The organism is Microbispora sp. CA-102843, assembly GCF_050936215.1.
Lineage (GTDB): Bacteria > Actinomycetota > Actinomycetes > Streptosporangiales > Streptosporangiaceae > Microbispora.
In genome coordinates, this window is the sequence record NZ_JBNJNF010000001.1 from 2,429,960 (window position 1) to 2,454,697 (window position 24,738).

Below are 24,738 nucleotides of genomic sequence, written 5' to 3' on the forward strand. Positions count from 1 at the left end.
GGGAGGTGAGCTGTGCCTGACAGGTCGATAACCGTACGCGCCCGGTTCGTCGTCTCCGGCATCATCGCCGGGACCCGCGCTGGTGCCCTCGCCGTCCGCGGCTTAGCCTCCGAAGTGGAGAGGGCCTCCGGCAGGCAGCGGCAGGCGTTCGACGCCGTCGGGGCCAGCGCGGTCGGCGTCGGCGGTGCCATGCTGGCGGGCTTCGGCATGGCGGTGAAGGCGACCGTCCAGTTCGACAAGGAGATGTCGAAGGTCGGCGCGGTCTCCAACGCCACGGGCAAGCAGCTCGCCGCACTGCGGGAGTCGGCGATCGACGCCGGGCAGGCCACCGCCTTCAGCGCGACCCAGGCGGCCGAGGCGCAGGGCGAACTGGCCAAGGCAGGCATCTCCACAGCGGACATCCTCGGCGGCGCCCTGCGGGGGTCTCTGGACCTCGCGGCGGCCGGTGGGCTGGACCTCGCCGAGGCGGCGACCATCGCCGCGCAGGCGATGAACATCTTCAGCCTCAAGGGCAAGGACGTCACGCATATTGCGGACGTCCTCGCTGCAGGCGCCAACAAGAGCGCGGCCGACGTGCATCAGCTCGGCGAGGCGATGCGCGCGGGCGGCAACACCTCGGCGCAGTTCGGCCTGTCGATGGAGGAAACCGTCGGCGTCCTCAGCGCATTTGCTGACAATGCGCTGATCGGCTCCGACGCTGGCACCAGCTTGAAGACGATGCTGTTGCACTTGGCGAACCCCACGGTCAAGACGCAGGGCCTGATGGAGGACCTGGGGATCGCCGCGTACGACGTCAACGGCAACTTCGTCGGCATGGCCAGCTTGGCTCAGCAGCTGCAGGAGCGGCTTTCCGGGCTGACGCAGGCCGAGCGGGACCAGGCCATCGCGCAGATTTTCGGCAGCGACGCGATGCGCGGCGCTGCCGTGCTGTACAAGATCGGCGCGCGTGGGGTGCAGGAGTACACCCGCGCCGTCAACGACCAGGGCGCCGCCGGGCGCATGGCCGGGCAGATGATGGACAACCTCGCCGGCGACATCGAGAAGCTCAAGGGCTCGATGGAGACGGCGCTGATCCAGGGCGGGTCCAGCGCGACGGGGGTCCTGCGCGGCATGACGCAGGCCGCCACAGTGGTTGTGGACACCTTCAGCGCCCTGCCCGGGCCGGTGCAGGGTGGGATCACGGTGCTGACCGGGCTGACCGGCGCGGTGACCCTGCTCGGCGGGGCGATGGTCGTGGCCGTCCCCAAGATCCAGGCGTACAAGGCGGCGCTGGCGGAGGCTGGGCCACGAACTCAGGCCGTCGGCAAGGGCCTGTCCGCCGTAGGGAGCCTCCTCACCGGCCCATGGGGCATCGCCCTGGCCGCCGGCACCCTGGCCCTGGGCTACTTCGCCCAGAAGCACGCCGAGGCCGAGCAGCACGCCAAGGAGCTGAAGGACACCCTCGACGCTGAGACCGGCGCCGTCACCGAGAACTCCCGCGCCCTGGTCGCCAACCGCCTGGAGCAGGACGGCCTACTGAAGGTGTCCCAGCAGCTCGGGCTGAACATGGGCGACGTCGTCTCCGCGGCCCTCGGCCAGCAGGACGCGCTCGCCCGGGTCAACTCCGTGCTGGACGCCTACCAGCGGCAGTGGGACGAAGCTGGCACCGCCCAGTCGTTCGCGGTGTCCGGCGCCGATGACGTGTCGCTGGGGGTGATGAATCTTCGTAATGCGCTGGCCGGGCAGAACTCCGAGCTGCGGAGCACGGCGGAGGCGTGGAAGCGGGAGCATGAGGCGACGAAGGGGGCTGGGGACGGGGCGCGGGATGCGACCGGTCCCATCGCCCAGGCGGGGCGCGCGGTCGGTGACCTCGGTGGGGAAGCCGACAACGCCGCGAGAAAAGTCCGGGAGCTGAAGGGCCAGCTCGACGCGGTGTTCAACCCGTCCATCGCCGCGTTCAAGGCCGCCACCGAGCTCAAGTCTGGGTACCGCGACCTGATCAAGCAGATGGTCGAGGCCAAGGGCCGGATGGACGGCAACACCGAGGCGTCGATCCGGCTCCGGCAGTCGTTCGCCTCCCAGTTGGAGACCGTCGCAGACCTGTACAAGGCGAAGCTGGACCAGACGCAAAGCGAGGAGAAAGCCACCAAGGCGGTCCGCGACCAGTTGCCGATCCTGTACGCCCTGGCCGGTCACAACAAGAAAGCCCGCGAGCAGGTGAACAAGTTGGCGGAGGCCACCGACAACGTCGGCAGCCGCCTGAACATCGGTAAGAAGGCGTTCCTGAACGCGGCCGATGCGATGGGCATCTCCCGGCAGCGGGCCCGGGAGTTGTGGAAGGAATACGTCCTTCTGAAGGACAAGATCAACAAGGCGACGGACGGCATCCACGACAAGAAGGTCAAGGTCACCCTGTCCTTCGGCAGCAAGATGGAGGTCACCAAGGGCCAGTTGAGCGAGATCCTCCGCAGGCAGGGCTTCGCCTCCGGCGGCATCCTCAGCTTCGCCGACGGCGGCGTACTGCCCGGCCACACCCCCGGCCGGGACGTCCATCGGTTCTTCTCGCCGACGGGTGGTCTGCTGGACCTATCCGGCGGCGAGGCGGTTATGCGACCGGAGTGGACGAAGGCCGTCGGCCCCGAGCGGGTGCGGCGGTGGAACCAGGCTGCCCGCCGCGGCGGGGCCAAAGCGGTGGCCCGGGAGATGGACGTCGACCGCAAGTGGCTGACCGGACCCCACGCCCTCGGGTTGGAAGGGGCGGCGTTCGCCGGCGGCGGCATCATCGCGCAGAACGCGGTCACAGGCGGACCGGAGACCCTGGGGAAGATCCGCGCAGCGAACAGGGCGTACGGCCAGTACGCCTCCCAGCTGGACCGCGACCTCACCATGGCGCTCAGCGCCCTGCTCGGCGGCGGCCCCGGCGCCCAGCGCGCCCTCGCCTGGGCTAAGACCCAGGCGGGCAAGCCGTATGTGTGGGGCGCCGTCGGCCCGTACGGCTACGACTGCTCGGGCCTGGCCAGCGCCCTGGTGAACGTCGCCAAGGGCCGCAACCCGTACTCCCGCCTGTTCACCACCTTCTCGTTCACGGGCGCCACCCAGGGCCCGGTCGGGTTCGTCAAGAACCTGCCTGCGGGGATCCGGGTCGGCGTCACCAACGCGGGTAAGGGCCACATGGCCTCGACCGTCGCCGGGGTGAACGTCGAGTCCAGGGGAAGCGCGGGCGTGCTCGTCGGCTCCGCAGCCCGCGGCGCCGACAACGGCCTGTTCGGCATGCGGTACGGCCTCAAGGGCTACGACAAGGGCGGGATCCTGCCGCCCGGCGTCACGACGGCGTACAACGGCACCGGCCAGAACGAGTACGTCTTCACCCAGCAGCAGATCCAGGCCGGGTACGCGGGCGTTGCCGGGGGCGGGTCCATCTCGATGGCGTTCCGCCCAGGTTCGTCCAACGGAGATCTGGCGAGCTCAGCGAAGGACCTGAAAGACGCCGCGATGGCGCTGCGGGACATCGTGAGCCTGAAGGACGGCCTCGACAAGCTCACCAGCAGCGTCTTCGCCCAGGAGCGCGCCGTGACCGGCTACGAAGCCGCCTGGGACTCCGCTCTCGCCAGCCTGAAGGAGAACGGGAAGACCCTGAGCGTCACCACGGCGAAGGGCCGGGAGAACCGATCGGCTCTGCTGGGCCTCGCCGAGGCGGCGCAGGATGTCGTCACCGCGATGCGGGACATGAACAAGCCGTCCAGCCAGATCGTGAAGAAGATGGCCGAGCAGCGCGCGGAGTTCATCCGGATGGCCCGCGCGATGGGCCTCACGCTCGCGCAGGCGAAGAAGCTCGCCGACCGGTACGGCCTGGTCCCCTCCAAGGTCAAGGGCATCCTCGCCAAGGAAACGAAGGACATCTCCTACAACAAGAAGGCCGAGGCGTACAACAAGAGCATCGAGGCCAAGGCATCCGGCGGCCCGGCCGGCGGGTGGACCCTGCTCGGCGAAGAGGGGCCCGAGCTGACCTGGCTCCCCGGCGGGTCGTACGTGGTCCCGGCCGCGCGCACGAGGGCGATGCTCGCCGCCGGCACCCGGCGGGCCATCCCCACCGCCGGCGGTGGGGCGTCGAGCACGCCGATCCATGTCACCGTGATGGTCGGCGACCGCACCATCGGCGAACTGGTGATCGACCCGCTGCGTAAGGCCGTCCGCACCCGCGGCGGCGACGTCCAGGCCGTCCTCGGCACGAGGCGGAGGTGACATGCCCGCAGCATCGCTGATCCCCTGCGTGACCGGCACCGTTGCCCTGTTCATTCAGGCCGACGGGTCGCAGCTGGCTGTGCTCGTCGAGGCGTGGGACGACTCCGGGGCGCCGTACATCGCCGGGCAGGCGGGTCTGGTGGTGGCCACCGCACAACCCGGTTTCACCCGGCTGGAGCGGGCCTCGTCGATCCTCCCCGCCCCGGCACTGCCGCCCACGGTCGTCCCGGTCAGCCCCGGGCCCGACAACCGCGGTCCACGCGGGCCGCGCGGGCCCAAGGAACGCGAGCGCGGAAAGTGACGTACATCGTCCCCCTGGTGGTCGAGCTCTACCTCGGCGGGACCTGGGTCGACGTCACCCTGCCCAAGCACGTCCAACGCAGGAACCTCATCACCATCGGCCGGGGACAGTCCAGCGAGGCATCGCAGGTGGAGCACTCCACCGCCACACTGTCGCTGGACAACACCACCGGGTGGTACTCCCCGCGGAACCCGTTGTCGCCGTACTACGGGAAGCTCGGCCGCAACATCCCCCTCCGCATCGCGGTCCTGCAGGGCAGCACCTACCTGGCCCTGCCCGGCACCATCGGCGCCAAGGCCACCTGCCCCGACACCGCCACCCTCGACATCACCGGCGACCTCGACATCCGCATCGAAGCCACGCTCTCGAACTGGCGGGACGACGCCGACCTCGCCGCCAAGTACGTCGCCACCGGCAACCAGAGAAGCTGGGCGCTGTACGTGAACGACGACGGCACCATCAGCCTGGTGTGGTCGACCAACGGGTCGGCGACGCTGTCCCGCACCTCCACCGTCCCCGCCCCGGCCCCCGGCTCCGGCAGGCAGGGCGTACGCGCCGTCCTGGACGTCAACAACGGCGCGGGCGGGCACACCGTCTTCTTCTACACCGCCCCCACCCTGTCGGGCCCGTGGACGCAGCTCGGCGACCCCGTCGTCACCGCCGGCACCACGAGCGTGTTCGCGTCCACCGCCCCCATCGAGGTGGGCGGCGTGGACGCATTCACCAGCCCCATCACCGGCCGTATCCACCGGTTCGAGCTCCGCAACGGCATCAACGGCACGATCGTCGCTGCGGCGGACTTCACCAACCGCACGCCCGGCGCCACTTCGTTCACCGACACGGCGAGCCCGGCGAACACCTGGACCATCACCGGCGGCGCCACCCTGACTAACCGCCGCTACCGCTTCCACGGCGAGGTGTCCGCCTGGCCGCCCCGCTCCGACCGGTCCGGGAAGGACGTGTACGTCCCCCTGGAGGCGGCCGGCGTGCTGCGCCGCCTCTCTCAAGGGGCGCCGACCCTCCGCTCCGCCCTGTACCGCGGGAACATCTTCAACGCGGCGGGCCTGGTCGCGTACTGGCCGCTGGAGGACGATCCCGGCTCCACCTCTCTGGCGGCCGCGCTGTCGACGCATGGCCCGATGACCGTCATCGGCTCCCCGAACCTCGCCGCCTACGAGGGGTTTGCTGCGTCGGCGCCGATCCCCGTCCTCAACGGCGCGGAGATGAGAGGCGCCGTCCCCTCCTACGTCGACACCGGCTCCACGCAGGTCAGGTTCCTCCTGGCCGTCCCCTCCACGGGGGCGGAGGCCGGGCAGTCCCTCGTCCTGTGGTACGGCACCGGCTCCGTACGCCGATGGGAGGTCATCTACAACACCGGCGGCACCCTGAGGGTGGACGCCTGGAACGCCGACAACGCGATCATCGACACCACCGGCGACGTCGCCTTCGCCGTCAACGGCAAGAACCTGCTCGTATCGGTGGAGCTGGTGCAGTCCGGCGCGAACGTCAACGTTACGATCTCCACGCTCGCCCCCGGCGCCACCACCGGGTCGACGTACACGAAGACCATCACGGGGCAGAGCGTCGGCCGGGTCGGCGGGATCGCTATCTCCAACGCCGGCGGCATCGCGAACGTCGCGATCGGGCACCTCACCGTCCAGACGCAGATCACGTCGCTTTTCTCCCTCGGCCCCCAGCTGGAGGGGTGGGCGGGGGAGCGCGCTGGCCGCCGCATCCAGCGGTTGTGCAAGGAGGCGGGCATCGTGTTCGCCGGCCGGGGCGACTTGGATGCCACGGTGCGGATGGCTCCGCAGCAGCGGACCGACCTGGCCAGCGCCATCCGGGAGGCGGCCGAAGCCGACGCGGGGATGCTGTTCGAACCCCGCGACCTGCTGGGGCTGGGGTACCGCACCCGGGAGTCGCTGTACAACCAGTCCCCGGCCCTGGCGATCCCGTACACCGCCCTGGGTGACTCCCTGGATCCGGTGGATGATGACCAGTTGATCCGCAACGACGTGACGGTGAGCCGTCCCAACGGGTCTTCCGCCCGCGCCGTGCAGCAGACCGGGCCCCTGTCGATCCAGCCGCCCCCCAACGGGGTGGGCATCGGGTACGACGCATCGACTGAGGTCAACGTCCAGTACGACCTGATGCTGTTCGACATGGCCGCGTGGAGACTGCACCTGGGCACCGTCGATGAGGCCCGATACCCCCAGATCCCCCTCAACCTGATCGTGAATGCGTTCTTCAACAACCCGGCGCTGACCGAGGCCGCGCTGGAGCTGGACCCCGGCGACCGGGTCACCATCAGCGGCCTCCCGTCGTGGTTGCCCCCGGAGGACGTCTCGCAGCTCGTCCTCGGCTCCTCGGAGACCGTGGGCGGGACCACGCACGCGATGAGCCTGAACTGCGCCCCGGAGTCGCCGTACCGGGTCGCCGCGTACGAGTCCGCGCGGTACGGCCCCCAGGCCGCCGTCCTCAACGCCCCCGTCACGGCGACGGCGACCACCATGGCCGTGGCCACGCAGGGCCCCCGGTGGACCACCGACCCCACGGAGTTCCCTCTGGACATCATGGTCGGCGGAGAGCGGATGACCGTCACCGCGATCAGCGGTTCGAGCTCGCCACAGACGTTCACCGTGATCCGCGCCGTCAACGGCATCGTGAAAGCCCACACCGTGGGGGAGCAGGTGCAGCTGTTCACCCCCGCCATCTACGCCCTCTGAGGAGGTGACATGCCGGACACCCTCGTCGGCGCCACCGTCAAAGTGGCCGACTTCCCGTCCGCGGCCGGCGCCGCCGACCTGAGCCCGCTCGACAACATCACCTCCACCACCTACATCCAGGGCTCCCCGATCGTGGCCGCCACGTTCGTCGCCCCCACCAGTGGTGCTGTGCTGCTCAGCGTCGGCCTCGCCGCCCGGGACAACAACACCGGCTCCGCCTCCCGCGTCCACCTCGCCCCCGAGGTCCGCCTCAACAACGCCTCCGGGGCCGTAGTCCTGGCGGCGGACGTCAACACCCGCGGCGTCGGCACCCCCGGCGAGTCCATCGACTTCGCCTACCGGTCCCGCACCACCCTGCTGACCGGCCTCACCCCCGGGCAGACCTACTACGCCCAGACCCTCCACAAGGTGTCCGGGGGCACCACCGCCGACATCGGCGTCCGCGACATCACCATCACCCCCACCCCCTTGGGTGGGGCTTTCGCCGGGCAGCCGATCCTCGCCGCCGACTACCCGCCGCCGGTGTGGGCGCAGGACACCACCGCCATCACCAACCCGGCCGTCACCTCCTACATCGCCGGAACCCCCCAGGTCAGCGTGACGTTCGCCGCGCCGACCTCCGGCCGTGTGCTGCTAGTCGTCGGCGGCGGAGCCGGAAACTCGGCCGCCTCTGACCGGATCGCCCTGGCCCCCGAGGTGCGACTCACCAACGTCAGCGGGCAGATCGTCTTGTCCGCGTCGGTCACGTCCCGCGGCTGGTCCACCGACAACTGCAGCAGCGGGTACGTGTACGGCTCACGCGAGTCCGTCCTCGAAGGGCTCACCCCCGGCCAGACCTACTTCGCCCGGGTGATGTACGCCGTGTTCAATGACGGCAAACCGCAGACCGCGGACATCTCCTGCCGCGAGATCATCGTGGTGCCGCTGCCATGACCCGGGCCGGTGACTACGTGCGCCCGCCGGGGGTGACCGCGTTCTACCACGACGACGCCAGCCTCGTTCAGCTCACCCCGACCACGTACGAGGCGGGGTCGCCGGAGGTGGGGGTGTTCTTTATCGCCCCACCGAGTGGGCGGGTGCGGCTGACCATCGGCGGCGGCGGCCGGGACAACGGCGCCGCACCGTTCGACCGCGTGTTCCTCGCCCCGCAGTTGTTCCTGGAAAACAGCAGCGGCCAGGAGATCATCGCCCCGGCCGTGGGGCAGCGCGGGTTTGCCACGCCTGCCCAGGACAGCGAATTCCAGTACGGCTGCCGCGTCAGCCTGATCGAGGGCCTGATCCCCGGCCGGCAGTACTACATCCGGGTCATGCACCAGACGCTGCCCGGCACCGACCCGGACACGGCCGACATCGCCAGCCGTGACGTCATCGTCATCCCCGTCCCCTGATCGTGCCGCCCGCGCCTGGAGGGCTTGAGGCGCTTCACCCCGGGGCGCGGGCGGCACCACCAACCGAGCGTGAGGAGCCCGCATGACGCTGGGCCGACGTCACCTGATGCCGGGCTGTGCGCCATGACCCTGCACAGGACCACCCCCTGGGGTGACCACCCGTTCGAGCTGCTGGTCGGCCTCATGGCCATCGTCGGAGGCGCCGCCTCCGCCCTCGGGGTCATCAGCTCGACCAGCATCTACGCCAGCCTCCCGCTGCCCGTCGTCCGAGCATGGGGAGCGCTGCAATTCGTCGCCGGCACGCTGATGGTCACCGGCATCCTGCTCAGGTACACCCGCCGGGAACGGCTGCTGACGGGGTGGCGCATCGAACGTGCCGGGCTGCTGCCACTGGCCGCCACGGCAATCGTGTACGCCACCGTGGTCCTCGCGTACGCCGGGACCCGGGCGATCTACCCGGCGGGCATCTACATCGCCGCCGCGATCGCGTGCGCCTCCCGAGCTCGCACTGTCGCCCGGCTCGAACGCGTCGTGCGGGGCCACGCCGAAGGCTCCGATGGCTGCTGACTGGCTCACCCCGACCGTCATCGGCCTCCTGGCCGGCAGCGCCGGATCGGCTCTGACGACCCTGGTGCGTGCGGTGCTGGACTGGCGCCGGGACCGGCGGGAGGAAGAGCGGGCGCCGATCGAGCTGGAAGGGCTCGTGCTCGGCGGGGCCGAGCGCCTGGTCGCCTCGCTCACGACCACGCTGGATCAGAACGACAAGCGCATCAAGGCCCTGGAGCGGGACCTGGCCGAGCGGGACGCGCGGATCGAGCACCTGGAGCAGGACCTGACCCGCGCCCATATGCGGATCGGCCGCCTGCAGGCCGAACTGGACCGGCGGATGCCGCCAACGCCTGAGGGGACACCATCATGACGACGATCGAACCGCGCTCCGTCTGGGGCGCACGGCCCACGAGGGGGACCAGCCACCTGGGCTCCACCAGGGGCGTGAAGGCCCACTACACGGGCGGCCGCGTGGACCCGGCCACGCTGACCGACCACGCCAAGTGCAGGGCCGCGGTCCGCGCCATCCAGAACCAGCACATGGACGCCAACGGCTGGAACGACATCGGCTACAGCATGGTCGCGTGTGACCACGCGGTCATGATCGGACGTGGCCCCCACGTCCTCCCGGCGGCCAACGGCCCCGGCCTCAACTCCGGCCACTACGCCATCCTCGTCCTGGTCGGAACCTCCGGCGTCACCACCATGACCGACAACATGAAGCGGAACTTCCACGCCGCCCGGGACTACCTCCGCCAGCACGGGGCCGCCGGCACGGAGATCAAGCGGCACCGGGACGGCTACTCCACCGACTGCCCAGGCGCGAACGTATCCGCCTGGGTCACGAGCGGGGCCAAGCTCCCCAACGGAACCTCCCCCACACCCGAACCCGCCGATGAACCCACCAAGGAGAAGGACATGGACTACGGATCGTTCGGCCTGTCGCAGGCCAGCGCGCGGAACATCCCCGGCAACGCCTGGGTGTCCGTCCCGATGGACACCGAGTACGCCGACCCGTACGGCAACCACTCCGGGACCGGGGAGTCCATCTTGATCGGCGAGCCCTCCCAGTACGTCCTCGAGGCCGCCGTGGAGCTGGCCGGCGTCCCGGCAGGGACCCCCGTGAGCCTCCGGACCGCGGAGTTCCGCTACGACAACAGCGCGACCCCGCCCGTGGACCGCATGGAGGAGGCGGGCTGGGAGCACACGGTCCCGCTCCCGGAGTCGGGCAGGGTCCAGTTCTCCGCTGTGGGTCACGTGCAGGACGGGCGGAAGCTCCGCGTCCAGGTGTACGTCCACGGGGACGGCACCAACTACAAGATCAACGGTGCGCGGCTGAAGTACCTGGCCCAGCGCTGACAACCAATCCGAGGGACGACGACCCGCTCCCGGAGGAGCACCTCGCCCTGGCCGGCGCTACTGGGCAGCCACGCCCAATGCGGCGGCCACCTGCGGGTGAATCTCGAAGAGGCTGTCCAACCCGGTCAGCTCCAGCACCTGGATCAGCTGCGTCCCGGCGCCGGCCAGCATCAACCGGATGCCCCTCGCGCGGCTGTCCCGCCAAGCATCCACCAGACCGCCCAGCCCGGCCGAATCGCAAAAGACGACCTCAGCCAGGTCCATGACGACCACGGAGACGTCCGGTAGCTGCCAGACACTGCCCAGCCGGGTACGCAGCAACGCAACCGACACGGCCGTCAGTTGACCGGCGACGCGTACCACGATGACGCCGGCGTCCCGGCCGGTGGCGACGGTGAGGACCGGCTTGGGATCGACTGGCATGCGAAACTCCCTCATGCCTGCAGGGACAGGGCAGGCAAGTGGTCCTTGACCTACCCGTCAGCCTCGGGTCCGAACACGCCGCCGCCGTCCGGCACCGTGCCCCCGTCCCGTACGCCGACCTGCCCCCACAGGAGCGGGCTAAGGACGACCTGTTCAAGGCCATCGTGACCGCCCTGCTCCGAGTTTGAAGCGCGTCCCGCCGAGGTGCGGCGGGCTGCCCCCAAGGAGGGGAAATGAAGATCTTCGGTAGGGAGCCGGCCGTCTGGTTGCACGCCATCCAGGCCGTCCTCGCCTTCCTCATCACCATCCCCGGCGTGCAGGCCTGGGGCCTCACCCCGACCATCGCCGACGCCGCCGTGACCATCCTGTCCGGCGCCGTGGCCGTCTGGGTCGCCGTCGCCACCCGCCCGTTCGTCGTCAGCGCCCTCACCGGCGCCGTGCAGACGATCCTGACCGGCATCGTGGCGTTCGGGTTCGACATCTCCAGCGTCACCCAGGGCGCGCTCCTGGTGGCGCTCAACGCCGCGCTGATGGTGCTGCTGCCGCTCGGCGTGACGCCGGCCGTGGACCCGGCGCCGGGGTTCGTGCGCGCCCAGCGGACGTCCTGATCGGGGCCCGGGTCGCCGGGGGCTTCGTTCTCCCAGTGCTCTCGTCGTTCAACTGGCAGGACCACTGCGTGTACCCCCGAGCGCGGTGAGACGCGGGGTTCGAGTCCTCGCCGAGAGCGCCCACACAACCCTGAGCACCCGCCCCCTTCCCCGGGGGTGGGTGCTCTTTGCGTTAGGTTGCGCCCTGCAGCTAAGCGTCTGTTTCCCACGACGGCAGGACGGTGTGGGCTTGGAAGTCAGCTACACGCAGAGCTGCGGAGATCAGAAAGTTGAAGCAGTAGTCGTATTCATCACGGTTCGGGGCGTAGTTCGGTGGAAAACTGCGGTCTCTGCCTCCACCGAACGTGCGCTGTACATGAGGAGTTAATTTCCTGAACCGCTGGTAGCGGTGGTAGTCGATACCGATCACCATGATGCGCAGAGCTGCCTGCATCTCCATGACCGCGCTGGTCACGTTGCTGATCTGGCTAGCAAGGTCGCCCACCCCTCTGGCAGGGAGTCGGGGCGCCGGATGTTGATGGGTATCCTCACGCCACAGCACGCTGTAGATATCACGCTCATTCATTGGCCACATGATGTCCGGGCCAAAGGTGAAGGGCGAGCGATACCAACGGTCCGGCTTCTCCAGCTCATGAAGAAGATCCCGAAGTGCCTCGCGCAGGACGGCCATGGCCTCCCCCCGATCACCCTCCGCCTCCTTGGCGGCAGCCTCCTTGACCCGCTTCCGGATCTCCTCCTGGGGAACGATGTCGGCCATATCGATCCCGTCGAAGGGGATGCCGAACACCTTCGGCGTATTTTCCTGGAAGAAGGAGCGAACGTCGGCGCGGGCCTGCTCGACGGCCTGCCGACTGGGGATCACTCCCGCATGCTTGAGGCTGTTTCGATGGCGATTGAGCGTGCTCATGCTCACCTTGCCGGCCAACTCAACGCCATTGGCGAGCTTGCTCGGGTGAAGCTCGGGCCAGTAGTCCTCGAACTTGATCTGCCTGGCCTTCTGCTGGGAGAAAGCGCTGAGGTGCTCGGCAGTGAGGACAAGAAACAGCTCGACTGCGTCGTGGAACGACAGGATGCTGCTGAATATCAGCGGCTCGGGTAGGTGCGACTGTTCGACACCTTGCTGATGAAGCAGCCGGATGAAGGCCAGTCGTTTCATGGTCTGTGGGTCAGGGCCGGGGACGGTCATCGCTTCCTCGCGAGGGGTGATCGGAACGTCCCAGTATGCCCCTGGCCTACCTTCCCGGTCTGGTAATCGCCGAGCGCCTCCCGCCGTACGACGGCGGGAGGCGCCTTCCTGATGTTGGCGAGTTCTCAGCCGGCGGCAGCGGACCGAAGACGCTGCGCAATCTCCAGCCAGTCGGCCCCGCGCGTGAGGTGCGGGTTCGGCCAGGGTGCATCGTGGTACGCGCAGTGGTACCACTCAGTGTCGCGCCGCCACCCGACGGCAAGACCGCCGACGCTGGGGTCCGAGACGAGGATGTGGCGCCCAGGTTCGGTGCCCAGGTACGTCACGTATTCCTGGTCCCGGACCAGGTTGCAGAACAGTGGGTGTGGCCCGGTCAAGACGTCCTCCTGAAGGTCGACTTCGCCTGTCCGCCGCATAGTGGAGGGGACGAAGGCTTAACGTCCACTTCAGGATGCTCTCCATGATCAATCTGGCGCCGCTGGACGAGGGCCTGGTTTTCCCGGGTGGTCACGGCGCTCGTCGAGGTCGCCGCGGCGGAAGTGCGGCACCCCGCACACCTCCACGGCCGCCAGGCGTTCCTCGTGCTGGTAGCGCCGCAACGTGCCGTAATCGATCCCGAGGTACTCGGCGGCCTCCGGCCCGTCGAGCAGGTCGTCAGGATGCTGGCGGGTGCCTACCGGCCAGACCGGGAGCTCGCGGCCGGCCCGGGCCGCCTCGACCTGCGCCCGGTCGAACAGCAGCTTGCGCCGGCCCGGGTTGAACGGCCGCAACCCGAAGCGCTCGGCGCCGCCGGTGTTGCGCCACGTCTTGTAGCTGATGCCCAGCAGCTGCGCGGCGGCCTGGCCGTCGACGGCCTGGCGGTCGTGCGGGATCACGCCTCGTCTCCCTCGTCGAGGATGGCCGAGTGGTACGGCATGGTCGTGTCCGGCGTCATGCTGAAGGTCGCGGCCACCTCGCCGGTGCCGGCGTCCACGATGGTCCAGGCGAGCGTCATGCCGGCGGTGCCCTCGGCGTTCGCCGCGGCCTGCTCGGTGGCCTGACGGGCGATCTCGTCCAGGCGCTGTTCGGCCTCTTCGAAGGTAGGCCGGCGGTCGATGAGGTTCTGGCGGTCGTCTCTGATCTCGTACATGAGTGTGGTCCCCTCGGCGGGTGTTCGGTCTCGGGAGAGGGTGCGCGGGTGGCGGCCCGGCCGGTGGGGCCGAGCCGGGTTCTGTGGACGAGCTGGAGGGGCGGGCCGGGGGCCCGCCCGGTCACCGCGTGTCGGGCCAGACCTGGGGGACCAGGGCGGCGGCCTGCTCCCAGGTGGCGGCCTGCCGGTCGAACGCCGCCCGGTCGTCGCAGACGATCCGGAGCGCACCCACCTGGACCTTCAGCTCGCCGCAGCCGCTGGGGGAGTGCTTGGGGGTGCGGCCGTAGATCTGGACCCCGCTCAGCATCCCGGTCAGGGACACCGCGCTGTGGACCAGCATGCTGCCGTCCTTCCAGCCGGGGACCTCGTAGGGGGCGGCGGTCTGGCCGTTGAAGACGGCGTCCGCCTGCTGCGCGGCGCGCCGCCAGACCCGGAGCATCTGCCAGGCGGCGACCCGGTCGCGCAGGACGACCAGCAGTCCGGGGATCAGGACGTGAATGGCGTCCGCCTCAGGCAGCACGCGGGTCTCGTGCGCGCCCATGAGGCGGATCGAGACGATGGGGAGGTGGTGGCGGGTCCGCATGTCCCGGCTCCTCTCGTGAGGGTTGATCGGCCTGTCGGTCGGGGCTCTCACCCCCCTCCCGACACCCCAAATATACAACAGTTCTGCCCCGAATGGAAGAACTCCCAGGTAAAGAACTACGCTGGGAACCTCGGCTGATCGGCCGACCGGGACCGGCGGACTCTCACCGGCGCAAGCCGAACCCCGCCGGTCCCCTCACCCGCCACCGCCGCCCATCCGTACGATCACCCCGGACAATGATCACCCGTCCTCCCGGCGCGGGGAGGACGGGTGACGGCTCTACGTTCCGGCTCAGACGCGCTCGACCTCGATCGCCAGCACGCCGAGCGCCTCCTTCTCCGGACCGTAGATACGGCGGATGTTGGCGAGCTGCTGCGCGCGCGGCGAGTCAGGGTTGACCCGCTCCGGGCCCTCGGTGTCCAGCAGCTCCTCGAAGCTGTCGTAGACGGCCACACGCTTGATCCGGGTCAGGCACTCATCCCGCCCGCACAGGAAGCGGATGTGCTGCCCAGCGGCCAGATTCCGCAGGTTCGGGTAACGCACCCGCACCTCGATCGTCTTACGCCCCGCGGCGAGGAGATCGAAGTAGCGGCGGTAGAGGTTCATCTCCCGCGCCCTCGGCGCGGCGGCGGTCGTGGGGCGGGCGGACATGAGACGTGCCACCTCCTGAGTGGTGTACGAGCGGTAGAAATGCTTCGGATCCGACAGCATCAGGCCGACCAGCCACACCAGGCAGTCCACGTAGTCGTCAACCGTGCCTTCCCACGCGGTGACGTCGAGCATCCAGGGGGCGGCACCGGTCGGGAGGGCGACCTTGCCCGCCCGGATCAGCGACTTGGACAGCTTCGCGCCCGTGTCGGTGAGGACCATCGGCGTGAAGATACGCGGCGGAGGCGGCGGCCCGGGAAGCTGGGCGAAGGCCTCGTCGACGAGCTGACAGCCGAACGCCCAGTCCCCGCCCTTGACCATCACCGACAACGTGACGGAGTCCCTCGCCGCGACCCGCTCCTTGACCAGGTTCCGATACAAGGTGGCCAGGTCGATGTAGGCCGGCGAGTCCGGCGTGACGCTGACGGTGTACTCGCCGTGGTCGGTGCAGACCGCGGCGAACTCAGCACCCCCGGAACCAACGGCGATCAGACGCGTGCGCTCGGCGCGCTTCTCCGCCCATCCGCACTGCGGGCAGGGGAACCGGACGTGGACGACGCCGTGCGAGGGGGCCAGCGGCCAGCGGATCATCTCCAGGCGCCCGAGCGTGGCAAGGAACTCGTGCCGGAAAGTGGGGTCGGCCTGCTGGGTGGTGTAGGTCTCGATCTCGTAGTCCACGCCCGTGGCGTCAGCCAGGGAGTCGAAGAACGCCCGGTAGTACTTCTCCACCAGGTCGTCGATCTCCTCCCGTCCGAGCGCATGGAAGTAGGTCTGCTGGTAGGCGTGATGCGTCTCGGGGTCCAGCATGACGTCGTAGGGCGCGTTGTCCAGGGCGCCGAACCTGACGACGGTGTCCACGTTGAACGTCCGCTTGACGGCCTTGGCGAGCAGGAACGCCGCCGTCTGCACGAGAGAGGTCCCCAGGTGCGGGGTGCCGTTGATCTGCGTGCCGACGCACAGGGCGACCCGCTCGGGGTGGGTGGCCTGCAACCGCGGGCGGATCATGTCCACCGCGCGGAGCATCGCGTTGGCCGTGACGTTGTTCGGGGAGACGAGAAGATCCGTGCTCACGGAAGACGCTCCTTCTACGCTGTGGGAGGTGCGGGGACGTTGGCGACGATGAAGTCGACCCGGGCGGCCGCCTCGTCGGCTGGGACGAAAACCGGCCGGTACCCGGCGTCGTAGTACCCCTGGATGATCAGCTCGTGGACGCGCCGCATCTCCCGCTCCTTCGCCCACACCAGGTCGTCCTCGGAGTCGAGGTCGTCGAGCGGGTCCAGCACGAACACCCCGTCGTACCGGTAGACCCGCGTGGCTTCCTCAAGCTCGGCGTAGGGGCCCAGCCCGAAGAAGCGGTCCCAGCCGTACCCGTCGGGGATGCCGCGGTTGTAGAACCGCAGGCCCGTCTTGTGGTCGCAGAACTCGGCGACGAACGCGGCGAGGACCTCCCGGGAGTAGTCGCGGCGGTCGCCGACCTGGAGGTGGCGGCCGAGCCGTTCGCGGTGCTTGCGGTAGATCTCACGGGCAGGCTCACCCTCGGAGGCGGGCAGGCCGCGCGCGTGCAGCTCGGCGAACACGGCTTCCTTCCCGGCGGACGGGCCGCCGGTGATGACGTATCGCCGCGGCTCGGTGCTGGTCAGCAGCGCGGCGGGATCGGTGGTGCTCAACAGGGTCTCCTTCGCACGTGGTAGGGCAGGGGGCGGGTCAGCCGTCCTTGGCGTCGGTCAGGGTGGCGCGCCAGACGGCGATCAGGTCGGGGTCCCGGGCGAGGGCAGCGGCCACCCCGGCGGGGTGGCCGGCGGCCGCCGTCAGCGTCTCGATCTGGTTGTCGGTCAGCGGGGGGACCCATCCGGCGAGACGGGCCAGATGCTCGGGCGGCATCGGCCCGTCGGCGTGCAGCAGGGCATCCCCGTAGGCGGCCCGATAAGTCGAGGCGGCCGCCATCAGCTCCGCGTACCGTCGCAGGGCCGCGTCTGCGGCCGCGTGCACCTGGTCCTGGCCGGCGTCCATGCTGGCGAGCCGGGCAACGGCCAGCAGGTCCGCGCGGAGCGCGTAGACGCCGCTCCACAGCCGCGACAGCGCCTCCTCGTGCTCGGCCACCTCCCAGGCGAACACGTCCGCGGGCAGCCGCAGCGGCCCGGTCAGGGCGGGGGCGAGCGCCGGGGCCGTGGCCCGGGTCGCGGCGAAGTTCTCCGAGTCTGCCAGGAGCTGCCAGGCGAGCAACCCCGTGATCTTCGGTTCGATCCGCTTCCGGAAGTGATGCACCTCGTAGTCGGCGGCGGTGGCCGCGACCGTCCGGCGCTCGGTGAGCGTCATCCCGGCGGATTCCCGCGTCGCGCCGAACAGCAGCCGCGCGGCATCCGCCAGCTCGGTGTGCTGGAAGTGGGCGAGCTGCCAGCGGAGCAGCCCATCCAAGGCCCTCGCGCGGCTGGCCCGCTCGCCCGGGTCGGCGGCGCGGGACCGTACGCCGGGCAGGTCCAGGAGCGCGTCTCCGCAGGCGTTCCCGCTCACGGGCAGGCCGGTTCGGAGTAGCTGTCGCAGCTCGGCCGTGATGATGCTCGCGTCGGGGGGCGTGGCGTTGGCGGGCATCGGCTCTCGCTTCCGTGTGAGGGCATCTACCAGCATTGAAGCAGGATGCCCACTAAATGCCCAGCACCTATACCCAGAAAATGCCCACTGATTGGGGGTGTCTCCAAAAGGTCAGGCGGCGAAGCCCAGCTCACGCCGGGCCCGCGACCTGCGCATGGCCTTGCGTTCGTCCTGCGAGGTGCCGCCCCACACCCCGGTCAGGCCGTGCTCGAGCGCGTACGCCAGGCACTCGGAGACGACCGGGCAGCCGGCGCACACGGCCTTCGCCAGACCGGTGGACACCGGGTCGGCCTGCTCGGCGAAGAATAGATCCGGGTCCGTCTCCGGGCACACCGCCCAGTCCATCCACGCCGTGCCCGGGTCCCCTGCGAGGGCGAACAGCTCGGCGAGCGCGTCGGGGGTCATGGTGCCTTCTCGTCTGCGGCCAGGATCACCTCTCCGGTGAGCCAGCGGCCGTTGTACGGCAGCACCCGCCCGGCCGCGACCAGTCGGTACACCTCGGCGTACGTCTCTCCCAGAGCGGCCGGAGTGGCGGCGACGCGTCCCGCGGCAGCCCGGAGTCGGCGGGGGACTCCGGCGAGGACCTCCAGCGCCGTGGTGCAGTCGACCACCTCGGCCTGCCACGCTTCGACCGGGTCGCCCCTGATGGCGGAGGCGATCCACGCCAGCAGCTCCGCCCGCCGCAGGACGATCATCCTCACCAGCGTGACCACGCGGTCGTAGCGGCCGAGGATGGCGATGCCGAAGTCGAGCAGCTGGTCGACGAGGTCGCGGTCGGAGCCGAACGGCACGTACCCGTCGCCACTACCGGTCAGCGGCCAGGTGCCGAGCGCGACTGTCGCGCCCGTCAGCGGGGCGTACGCGCTGGGGTGCAGCCCCGTCGCCCGGCAACGACCGCACATCCCCCGTCCCGCGATGCCCAGCTCGCTGGTGTCGGCAGCCACCTCGGCCTGACTCGTCCAGCTCACGCGCACCCCCACGCGGGATCACGGAACGTGACAGGCGGCGGCGTCGCATCGTTTCGTTCCAGCAGGGGCCGTCTGGCTTCATATACGGAGGGCGGGGGAGGGGCCGTGAAACGAATCCCGAGAGGGGCTGTGAAACGAAAACCCGTCACTGTCAGTCACCATCCTCGGGGGGCTCCGGAGCGGTCGATGAGGTCCTCGGCCGCGCGCTCCGCCGCCTCCTCCGCGAGGCGATCAACGTCATCCGCGGGATCGTCTATGTCCTCGGCGCCGAGCTCGGCCTCCAGCTCATCCGCCGACGGCACCGCCAGATACCAGCGCGCCGCCCGGCCCGCACCGCGCAACTCGGCGACGTTCTCGAACCGCAGCCGGTCCAGGCACCTCCAGGCCCCCGTCTTCGACACGCCCCGCTCGTAGCCGGCCGCCTGCATCGCCGCCTCCACCTCCCGCACAGTCGTGCCGTACGGGCGGCCCAGCATGTCGACGAGCAGCTCACGCAGCTCCGGCTCGATCTCGGTCTGCTCGGCCGCCTGCTGCCTGCGCGCGATCGCCAGCGCGCGCCGCTCCCCGGCCGTGAGGGTCGTATCCAGCGTGCTTCCCGCCGCGGCGAGTGTCGCCCGGGCCTTCTCGCGCGCCGCGGCACCCGGGTCCGCGTCGTCGTAATCGGAGGGCGTCGGGGAGACCTCCGTCATCGTGGGAGCGGCCGAGGCCGGCCGCGCAGTGGGCGTCGAGCTCGTACGACGTGGCTGCCAGGGCTCGGTGGACAGCAGGGCGTCCACAAGATCGGAGCCCATGCGCTCGCGCAGGTAGGCCATCAGGCCGGGCTCGAGCTCGCCCGCCTGGCGGCCCTCGACGAGGCGGTCGATGTCGGTCAGCTTGTCCAGCCGCCAGGTGCGGCCGCTCGACCAGTGGCCGCTCATGTCGGTCGCGAGGATGACACCGGCGTGGCCTTCGCCGTAGCGGCCCATGTCGGGCAGGGTCAGGCCGTACTCGCCGACCGCGTGCTGCATCTCGCTCCTGCGGTTGACCTTGCCGACGAGGACCTGGTCGATGTTGGCCCGGATGTCACCGGACCCCAGGTTGCTCACGGTGCCGCGCAGTCCCACCGCGAGCACGCCGACGGCCTCCGACCGGCCGGTGCCGGTGAGGTACTCGAACTCGGCGCGGGTGGCCATGCCGATGCGGTCGTTCGGGCCGAGCAATTTGTCGATCTCGTCGACCGCGACGATGACCGCCTTCTGGTCCGGCTGGGGCTCGATGGTGGCCTCGTCGCCGTCCTCGGCCGCGCCCCGGTAGTCGATGATGTGCCGGGCCATCTCCAGCAACCTGAGGGCCTTGACCCGCTCGGCCGGGCCGCACGCCGACGCCCCGCACGCCCGGCGCCAGCGCCGCGCCTCCTTGCCCTTGGAGACGTTGATGAGGATGACCCAGGCGTTGTCGGCCGCGGTCAGCCGCTCCAGGGAATTGGACAGCAGCACGGTCTTCCCACCACCGGTCGTGGCCACGACGAAGACCCGCTTGGCGCCCTCCTCGTCCCACATGGTGACCTCGAGGGGCCGCCCGGTCTCCGGGTCCATGCCGATGATGAGCGGCTCGCGCACGTCGGCCACCCGGGGCAGGGGGATCTCCGGCGTCGGATCCAGCAGCGGGTGCGGGAGGTCTTGGCCCCAGGGGTCCTTGTAGCGGATGCTGATCGTGATGCGGCCCGCCCGGTCGGGGCGGCGGACCTTCACCCGGGACGTCTTCAACCCCTCGATCTCGGCGATGCGCTCCTCGATGTCACCGCCAACGATCTGCGAGGCGCGGCGGCGGGTCCCGACGGTGTCGATCTCCATCTGTTCGCCGAGCCGTGTCTCCCGCCAGTCGACCATGTGACTGCCGGCCAAGCCGTACAGCGGGGCCTTGCGGTGCCAATCGACCTTGGCCTGCTCCCACGCGATCGCCGTCCGGATCGCAGGGTCCTGGCGGTAGGCGTAGTACGTCAAAGCGCCCGTGGCGGCCCCCAGCCAGGAAGTGAGGCCGTACGGACCGGAGGTGACGCCCCACTGCGTCGCCGCCGACAGCCATAGGCCACCGGCCGCGGTGGCGAAGGCGGTGAGCAGCGGGTTCTGCTCGCCGGGAAGATTCATGCTCCGGGTGTACATGCCGAGCGTGGCGAACACGGTGAAGGGCAGCCCAGGCCAAGCGGGAAGGTCGAGGGCGTGCGCACCGGCCGCGGCGCCGTAGGTGCCGGCGATGAGGGCGAGCGGGCCGCGGCGCAGGTGGTCGGCCTGAATCCAGCCGACGGCGCGGCCGAGCAGCGCACGGCGGGGACGTGGCTGCTCGGCCGCCTCGGCGGTGGTGATGTCGGGCTCGTGCGCCTGGGGACGCGTCGAGGTACGCACCCGGGTTCCTTTCAACTCAGGAGGCGTTACCGGTGAAGAACCGGCCGCGGTACGGCATCTGAACGCCGGACGCCGCGAGGTTCAGCACTTCGCCGTAGACGGCCATGAACTGAGCCTGGGCCTCGGCCAGGCGCTGGGCCGCGTCCGACATGTGCTCGCTGTAGGACGTCATGCCCGACACCGCGGTCGGGTCCAGGCCGACCTCGTTGACGCAGTTCTCGCGGCACTGCACGAGCGCCTCGGCGTAGGCGAGCACGGCGGTGGTCTCCCCGGACATGAACGCGACCAAGGCGGCGTCGTCCTCGGGCACGAAGTTGGCGACACGGCTGACGACGACGGCCCAGTCGAGCGGAGGCGCAGCGACGCCTCCGGACTCGGCGGCCGCGGCTGCCTCTGCGGTGGAGGTCTCGGACATCGTGGGGGTGCCTTTCGGTGCGGGTGCTGTAGCGCGCGGGGCCGGCGCGGAGCTGGGCGCCGGTTTCGGGGAGGGTGCCGGTGCGGGGCGCGAGGCCGGCTTCGGCGTCTCGGGGGCGGCCGCCGGCGCAGTCTTGTCACGGCGGAGGCGGGCCTTCCACCGGGTGCCTGCATGCTCACCGCGAGCCTTCGCCCACGTGCGGGCCTGGCCGCCGACGGTGCGCCACTTGTCGCGGGCCGACTGCTCCGGACGGCGGGAGGCCCGTTCGGTCCACCGCCGCCCGCTCCACTCGTGCAGCGCCCGGGCGGCCCGGCCGGTCTGGCGGCCGGCGAGCTCGGCCGCGGCCTCGCTCGCAGTGGCGGCCTTGACCGGGGGCGCGCCGGTGGAGTTGTAGAACTTCACCAGCAGCGAGCCGCGAGCCGGTCGCCGACCACCGCCAGGGCCGCGGCCCCGCCCGGCGCGCCCGCGACTTGCTCGCAGGGGATCGCGCTGTTTGACGTGCGCGACCGCAGCGTAGACCAGCCCGCTCGCGGTCGCGATCACAACGAGCTCACCGCCGGTCATGACTCGTCGCCGCCCGAGGTCAGGTCAACGCGGCGGACCGGGTCAGCCTGCTCGTCGACCGCGTACACGGTCGAGCCGCCCGCAGTCGGCTGCTCGGCGGGCGAGGGCTCGTCGCCCTGCCCGGCGATGCTCTGGTTGGCGCGTTCGTTGGACAACTCGACCACGGCGAGCACGGCCGCTAGTCCGGCCCCCGCCAGGATGGGCAGGGCGATTGCCGCGGCGAGGGGGAGGCCCAGCAGCCGGCAGCCCACCACCAGGCCGCCGAGGATGAGCACACCAGTGCCGGTCGGGCGGAACGACCACCACCGCTCCAGGAACTCACGACGGCCCGGGGAGACACTCATCCGAAGAACACCCCCCACAGGCGGCTGATGCTGACGGAGTTCCAGGAGTGCGCTCCCGCGAGCAGGGCGCCGGTCATCAGACCCCACCCGCCCAGGAGCACCAGTTCGTACCACTTGGTGATCCGGGCCCACACCAGGGCGACGATCGCGCCGAACAGGGCGAGCCAGAGGCCAGGAAGCCAGTTCACGATTCACATCCGTTCGTTCAGAGGGGTCAGTTGTCGGCAGAGGCCGGGCCCTGCGAGTACGGCGCCGGATCGTCGATGGGTAGCCCGAGGTCCTCAAGGAGCTGCGTCTTGGCCGTCTCCTCGGCGGGTGCTTCGCGCTCACCCGAATCCGGCTCCGGCGTGATGGACTTGCTCGGCGCGAGGACGGTGCCGTCGTCGGTGAAGGTGTAGCCCTGTGCGGTCATGCGGTCCTGCACGGCCCGCACACGACGGCCACCCCAGCCGGAGCTGAAGCCGTAGCGGTCGCCGACCTCGCTCCAGGTGGGGCGTCGGCCGACGCCGTTTTGACCGCGGCACTGGCGGCGAATCCAGTCCTCGGCGCGGCGATTGTCCTGCTCATTGGGCCTGCCGCGCTCGTCGCGCTCCTCATCGTCGTCCTCACGCGGTTGCTCACTTCCGGAGCCGTCGCCCGTGTGCGTGATCGTGAGGACGTCGCCTTCGTTCAGCGGCCAGCTCTCCGGCTCGCCGACGCTCACCGGCTCACTCACGGGGTTTGTGGGCAGGAGAACGGTCGACGGGTCGGGCGCGGTGCGCGACGGCGTCGTCGCGTGGCCGTTCACCGGCCGGCCGTTGACGCTCGCGCTGACGCTCACCGGGACAGCCACGTTCTGGGCGACGAGAGTGCGCGCCGGCGTGAGGGGGAACGGCATCAGCTTGGGCCGCCGCCACTCCTCGTACGCGGCGATCGCCGCCTGCGCCTCCTTGGCCATCTCCACCGGCTCCTCGGGAGGCTGTTCGGGGGTGGTCCAGGCGCTCGCCGGGGCGACGTCCAGCAGCTGCTCGGCGCTCAACAGCGCCGCGATCTCCTCCCGCAGCGCCTCCTGCCGGGCCTGGTCGCGGCCCAGCGCGGCGTACTCCACCGCGGCGTCCATCGCCTTGTCGAGCCTGGCCATCGCGGCCCGCAGCTTGCGGTCGGAGGCGCCGGCTTCGCGCAGCGCCCGGGCCCGCTTGGCCGCCAGCGCGACTCGCGTGAGGCGCCGCTGCACGTCAACTTCGCCCGCGGTGCGGCTGGTCGCCTCGGCCAGGCCGAGCCGGACGAGGACCCGCTCGGGGGTGAGCCGCCAGTGGATGCGGCCCCGGCCGGTGATGCGGTGCCGTTCGATGGCCATGCCGCGTTCCCACAGCCAGGCGGCCACGAGCGGCGCGGCGAGACGGAAGACGGCCTCGGCGACGCTGCCTGCGTCCATGCTCGACAGCACCGCCGACAGGGACGTCAGCACCCACACGGCCAGGCCGTCGATGCCGGCCGAGTAGTTCTCCCGCATGTTGCGGCGCGCCCGTACGGCGCTGGTGACGACGGCCACCTCGATGAACGCGAACAGCCCCACGCGGATGGGCCCGCTGAAGCCGAGCACGTCTCCGAAGAACCGCCACATGCCCTGGGCGGAGACGCCCGTGGCGATGCTGGCGGCGACGATCGTCAGGATGTCCTCGCTCGGCCGGTCGGCGGCCCAGGCGCGGATCAGGGCGATCAGCGTCCGGAGCCCCCGGACCACCGCCCGGACGGCGGCGCGCAGGGCAACGAATGCCAGGGCGAGGAGCAGCAGGCCGAGCACGCCGAGGACGACGGTGCCGACGGGGTGGGCGTCGGTGAAGGCCGCGACTGCGTCGGCGGCTTGCTTGATCTTGCCGGGGACGGAGGTCGCGTCCATGCAAGTCCTCCAGTAGACCAGGGGTATGTCTACACCCTAGATTCGGTATGTCTACACCTGCAACCGTGAGGAGCCGAACATTGCTCCCCTCCTCTACCCCCGACTACCGTGATCCCGTGCCGAATCAGCCCAAGTACCCAGGCCGCCACCTGCGGATGGACCCGCAGCGATGGGAGGCATTCGGCATCCACAGCGCCGCACGAGCCGGCGACCGGACCAAGGAGCTCATCCAGATCCTCGACTGGCTGCTCTACGCCCCTGACGCCCAACCGCCAGAGCGTGTCCCGCCCGCGGTGCTGATCGCACACATGCGGGAGGCGGCGGCCGCGGCCGAGGAAGAAGCCCCCACCGCCCCTGACGAGCGCAGGCGGGCGGCGCTCGTGGAGAAGGCGGCGGCTCTACGGGAGATGGCTGAGGTGGTGCGCGAGCGGGCCGCGGCCGCCGGGCTGCTCGACGACTGATCACACGCGAAAGCGC

At 70.4% G+C, this 24,738-nt stretch carries 26 protein-coding genes and 1 tRNA gene; 12 read left to right on the plus strand and 15 right to left on the minus strand.

Translation table 11 applies throughout. The annotated features are described in order from the left end of the window. The first annotated feature begins 12 nt into the window (after positions 1–12). The 8 genes from ACQEVJ_RS11460 (at position 13) to ACQEVJ_RS11495 (ending at position 10,544) form a co-directional block, all read left to right on the plus strand. A complete protein-coding gene (locus ACQEVJ_RS11460; RefSeq protein WP_433099972.1) occupies positions 13–4,221 on the plus strand; it encodes a phage tail tape measure protein in 4,209 nt (1,402 codons plus the stop codon). Between the two features lies 1 nt (position 4,222). Next, complete coding sequence (locus ACQEVJ_RS11465) at positions 4,223–4,522, plus strand: hypothetical protein (RefSeq protein WP_433099974.1); 300 nt, start codon at positions 4,223–4,225, stop codon at positions 4,520–4,522. Then, a complete protein-coding gene (locus tag ACQEVJ_RS11470) occupies positions 4,519–7,248 on the plus strand; it encodes a hypothetical protein (protein ID WP_433099976.1) in 2,730 nt (909 codons plus the stop codon). Before ACQEVJ_RS11465 ends, ACQEVJ_RS11470 begins: the two co-directional genes overlap by 4 nt. Positions 7,249–7,257: 9 nt before the next feature. After that, positions 7,258–8,181, plus strand: coding sequence for a hypothetical protein (locus ACQEVJ_RS11475; RefSeq protein ID WP_433099978.1), 924 nt, complete (start codon positions 7,258–7,260; stop codon positions 8,179–8,181). Then, the gene (locus ACQEVJ_RS11480) at positions 8,178–8,636 is read left to right on the plus strand and encodes a hypothetical protein (protein ID WP_433099980.1); all 459 of its coding nucleotides are present in this window, start codon (positions 8,178–8,180) and stop codon (positions 8,634–8,636) included. Before ACQEVJ_RS11475 ends, ACQEVJ_RS11480 begins: the two co-directional genes overlap by 4 nt. A gap of 123 nt (positions 8,637–8,759) precedes the next feature. Next, positions 8,760–9,203, plus strand: a complete 444-nt coding sequence (locus ACQEVJ_RS11485) for a hypothetical protein (RefSeq protein WP_433099982.1) — start codon at positions 8,760–8,762, stop codon at positions 9,201–9,203. Further along, positions 9,193–9,555 carry a hypothetical protein gene (locus ACQEVJ_RS11490; protein ID WP_433099984.1) on the plus strand — a complete coding sequence of 121 codons (363 nt, stop codon included), beginning with the start codon at positions 9,193–9,195 and terminating at the stop codon, positions 9,553–9,555. The genes ACQEVJ_RS11485 and ACQEVJ_RS11490 overlap by 11 nt, the downstream gene beginning before the upstream one ends. Continuing rightward, complete coding sequence (locus tag ACQEVJ_RS11495; RefSeq protein WP_433099986.1) at positions 9,552–10,544, plus strand: hypothetical protein; 993 nt, start codon at positions 9,552–9,554, stop codon at positions 10,542–10,544. The genes ACQEVJ_RS11490 and ACQEVJ_RS11495 overlap by 4 nt, the downstream gene beginning before the upstream one ends. Positions 10,545–10,601: 57 nt before the next feature. Here the strand turns inward: ACQEVJ_RS11495 and ACQEVJ_RS11500 are convergent, their stop codons facing one another. After that, positions 10,602–10,967: an STAS domain-containing protein gene (locus ACQEVJ_RS11500; protein WP_433099988.1), complete on the minus strand. Its 366-nt coding sequence runs from the start codon at positions 10,965–10,967 to the stop codon at positions 10,602–10,604. A gap of 38 nt (positions 10,968–11,005) precedes the next feature. Here ACQEVJ_RS11500 and ACQEVJ_RS11505 point away from each other — a divergent pair, with 38 nt between their 5' ends. The 3 genes from ACQEVJ_RS11505 (at position 11,006) to ACQEVJ_RS11515 (ending at position 11,694) form a co-directional block, all read left to right on the plus strand. Then, positions 11,006–11,155 carry a hypothetical protein gene (locus ACQEVJ_RS11505; RefSeq protein ID WP_433099990.1) on the plus strand — a complete coding sequence of 50 codons (150 nt, stop codon included), beginning with the start codon at positions 11,006–11,008 and terminating at the stop codon, positions 11,153–11,155. A gap of 45 nt (positions 11,156–11,200) precedes the next feature. After that, a complete protein-coding gene (locus ACQEVJ_RS11510) occupies positions 11,201–11,575 on the plus strand; it encodes a hypothetical protein (protein ID WP_433099992.1) in 375 nt (124 codons plus the stop codon). Between the two features lie 37 nt (positions 11,576–11,612). Beyond that, positions 11,613–11,694, plus strand: a tRNA-OTHER gene (locus ACQEVJ_RS11515). Positions 11,695–11,765: 71 nt separating this feature from the next. Here the strand turns inward: ACQEVJ_RS11515 and ACQEVJ_RS11520 are convergent. The 14 genes from ACQEVJ_RS11520 to ACQEVJ_RS11585 form a co-directional block, all read right to left on the minus strand. After that, complete coding sequence (locus tag ACQEVJ_RS11520) at positions 11,766–12,731, minus strand: hypothetical protein (RefSeq protein WP_433099994.1); 966 nt, start codon at positions 12,729–12,731, stop codon at positions 11,766–11,768. 494 nt (positions 12,732–13,225) lie between these two features. Then, positions 13,226–13,636, minus strand: coding sequence for a hypothetical protein (locus ACQEVJ_RS11525; protein ID WP_433099996.1), 411 nt, complete (start codon positions 13,634–13,636; stop codon positions 13,226–13,228). Next, a complete protein-coding gene (locus ACQEVJ_RS11530) occupies positions 13,633–13,890 on the minus strand; it encodes a hypothetical protein (RefSeq protein WP_433099998.1) in 258 nt (85 codons plus the stop codon). The genes ACQEVJ_RS11525 and ACQEVJ_RS11530 overlap by 4 nt, the downstream gene beginning before the upstream one ends. A gap of 121 nt (positions 13,891–14,011) precedes the next feature. Continuing rightward, complete coding sequence (locus tag ACQEVJ_RS11535) at positions 14,012–14,473, minus strand: hypothetical protein (protein WP_433100000.1); 462 nt, start codon at positions 14,471–14,473, stop codon at positions 14,012–14,014. A 291-nt stretch (positions 14,474–14,764) separates the two neighbouring features. Continuing rightward, on the minus strand, positions 14,765–16,192 hold the full coding sequence (locus ACQEVJ_RS11540; protein WP_433100002.1) for an ASCH domain-containing protein: 1,428 nt from the start codon (positions 16,190–16,192) through the stop codon (positions 14,765–14,767). Between the two features lie 14 nt (positions 16,193–16,206). Beyond that, the gene (locus tag ACQEVJ_RS11545) at positions 16,207–16,788 is read right to left on the minus strand and encodes an AAA family ATPase (RefSeq protein ID WP_433100004.1); all 582 of its coding nucleotides are present in this window, start codon (positions 16,786–16,788) and stop codon (positions 16,207–16,209) included. 37 nt (positions 16,789–16,825) lie between these two features. Then, positions 16,826–17,710 (minus strand): hypothetical protein, encoded by an 885-nt coding sequence (locus ACQEVJ_RS11550; RefSeq protein WP_433100006.1) that lies wholly within the window; start codon positions 17,708–17,710, stop codon positions 16,826–16,828. A 111-nt stretch (positions 17,711–17,821) separates the two neighbouring features. Further along, positions 17,822–18,115 carry a WhiB family transcriptional regulator gene (locus ACQEVJ_RS11555; RefSeq protein WP_433100008.1) on the minus strand — a complete coding sequence of 98 codons (294 nt, stop codon included), beginning with the start codon at positions 18,113–18,115 and terminating at the stop codon, positions 17,822–17,824. After that, positions 18,112–18,678 carry a hypothetical protein gene (locus ACQEVJ_RS11560; protein ID WP_433100010.1) on the minus strand — a complete coding sequence of 189 codons (567 nt, stop codon included), beginning with the start codon at positions 18,676–18,678 and terminating at the stop codon, positions 18,112–18,114. The genes ACQEVJ_RS11555 and ACQEVJ_RS11560 overlap by 4 nt, the downstream gene beginning before the upstream one ends. A gap of 155 nt (positions 18,679–18,833) precedes the next feature. After that, positions 18,834–21,059: a hypothetical protein gene (locus ACQEVJ_RS11565; RefSeq protein ID WP_433100012.1), complete on the minus strand. Its 2,226-nt coding sequence runs from the start codon at positions 21,057–21,059 to the stop codon at positions 18,834–18,836. 16 nt (positions 21,060–21,075) lie between these two features. Continuing rightward, positions 21,076–22,038 carry a hypothetical protein gene (locus tag ACQEVJ_RS11570; RefSeq protein ID WP_433100014.1) on the minus strand — a complete coding sequence of 321 codons (963 nt, stop codon included), beginning with the start codon at positions 22,036–22,038 and terminating at the stop codon, positions 21,076–21,078. Then, positions 22,035–22,382, minus strand: a complete 348-nt coding sequence (locus ACQEVJ_RS11575; RefSeq protein ID WP_433100016.1) for a hypothetical protein — start codon at positions 22,380–22,382, stop codon at positions 22,035–22,037. Before ACQEVJ_RS11575 ends, ACQEVJ_RS11570 begins: the two co-directional genes overlap by 4 nt. Next, positions 22,379–22,570 (minus strand): hypothetical protein, encoded by a 192-nt coding sequence (locus ACQEVJ_RS11580; protein WP_433100018.1) that lies wholly within the window; start codon positions 22,568–22,570, stop codon positions 22,379–22,381. Before ACQEVJ_RS11580 ends, ACQEVJ_RS11575 begins: the two co-directional genes overlap by 4 nt. 26 nt (positions 22,571–22,596) lie before the next feature. Continuing rightward, complete coding sequence (locus ACQEVJ_RS11585) at positions 22,597–24,261, minus strand: hypothetical protein (RefSeq protein WP_433100020.1); 1,665 nt, start codon at positions 24,259–24,261, stop codon at positions 22,597–22,599. A gap of 116 nt (positions 24,262–24,377) precedes the next feature. On the opposite strand from ACQEVJ_RS11585, the gene ACQEVJ_RS11590 reads away from it, so the two are divergent. After that, a complete protein-coding gene (locus ACQEVJ_RS11590) occupies positions 24,378–24,722 on the plus strand; it encodes a hypothetical protein (RefSeq protein WP_433100021.1) in 345 nt (114 codons plus the stop codon). Positions 24,723–24,738: the final 16 nt, after the last annotated feature.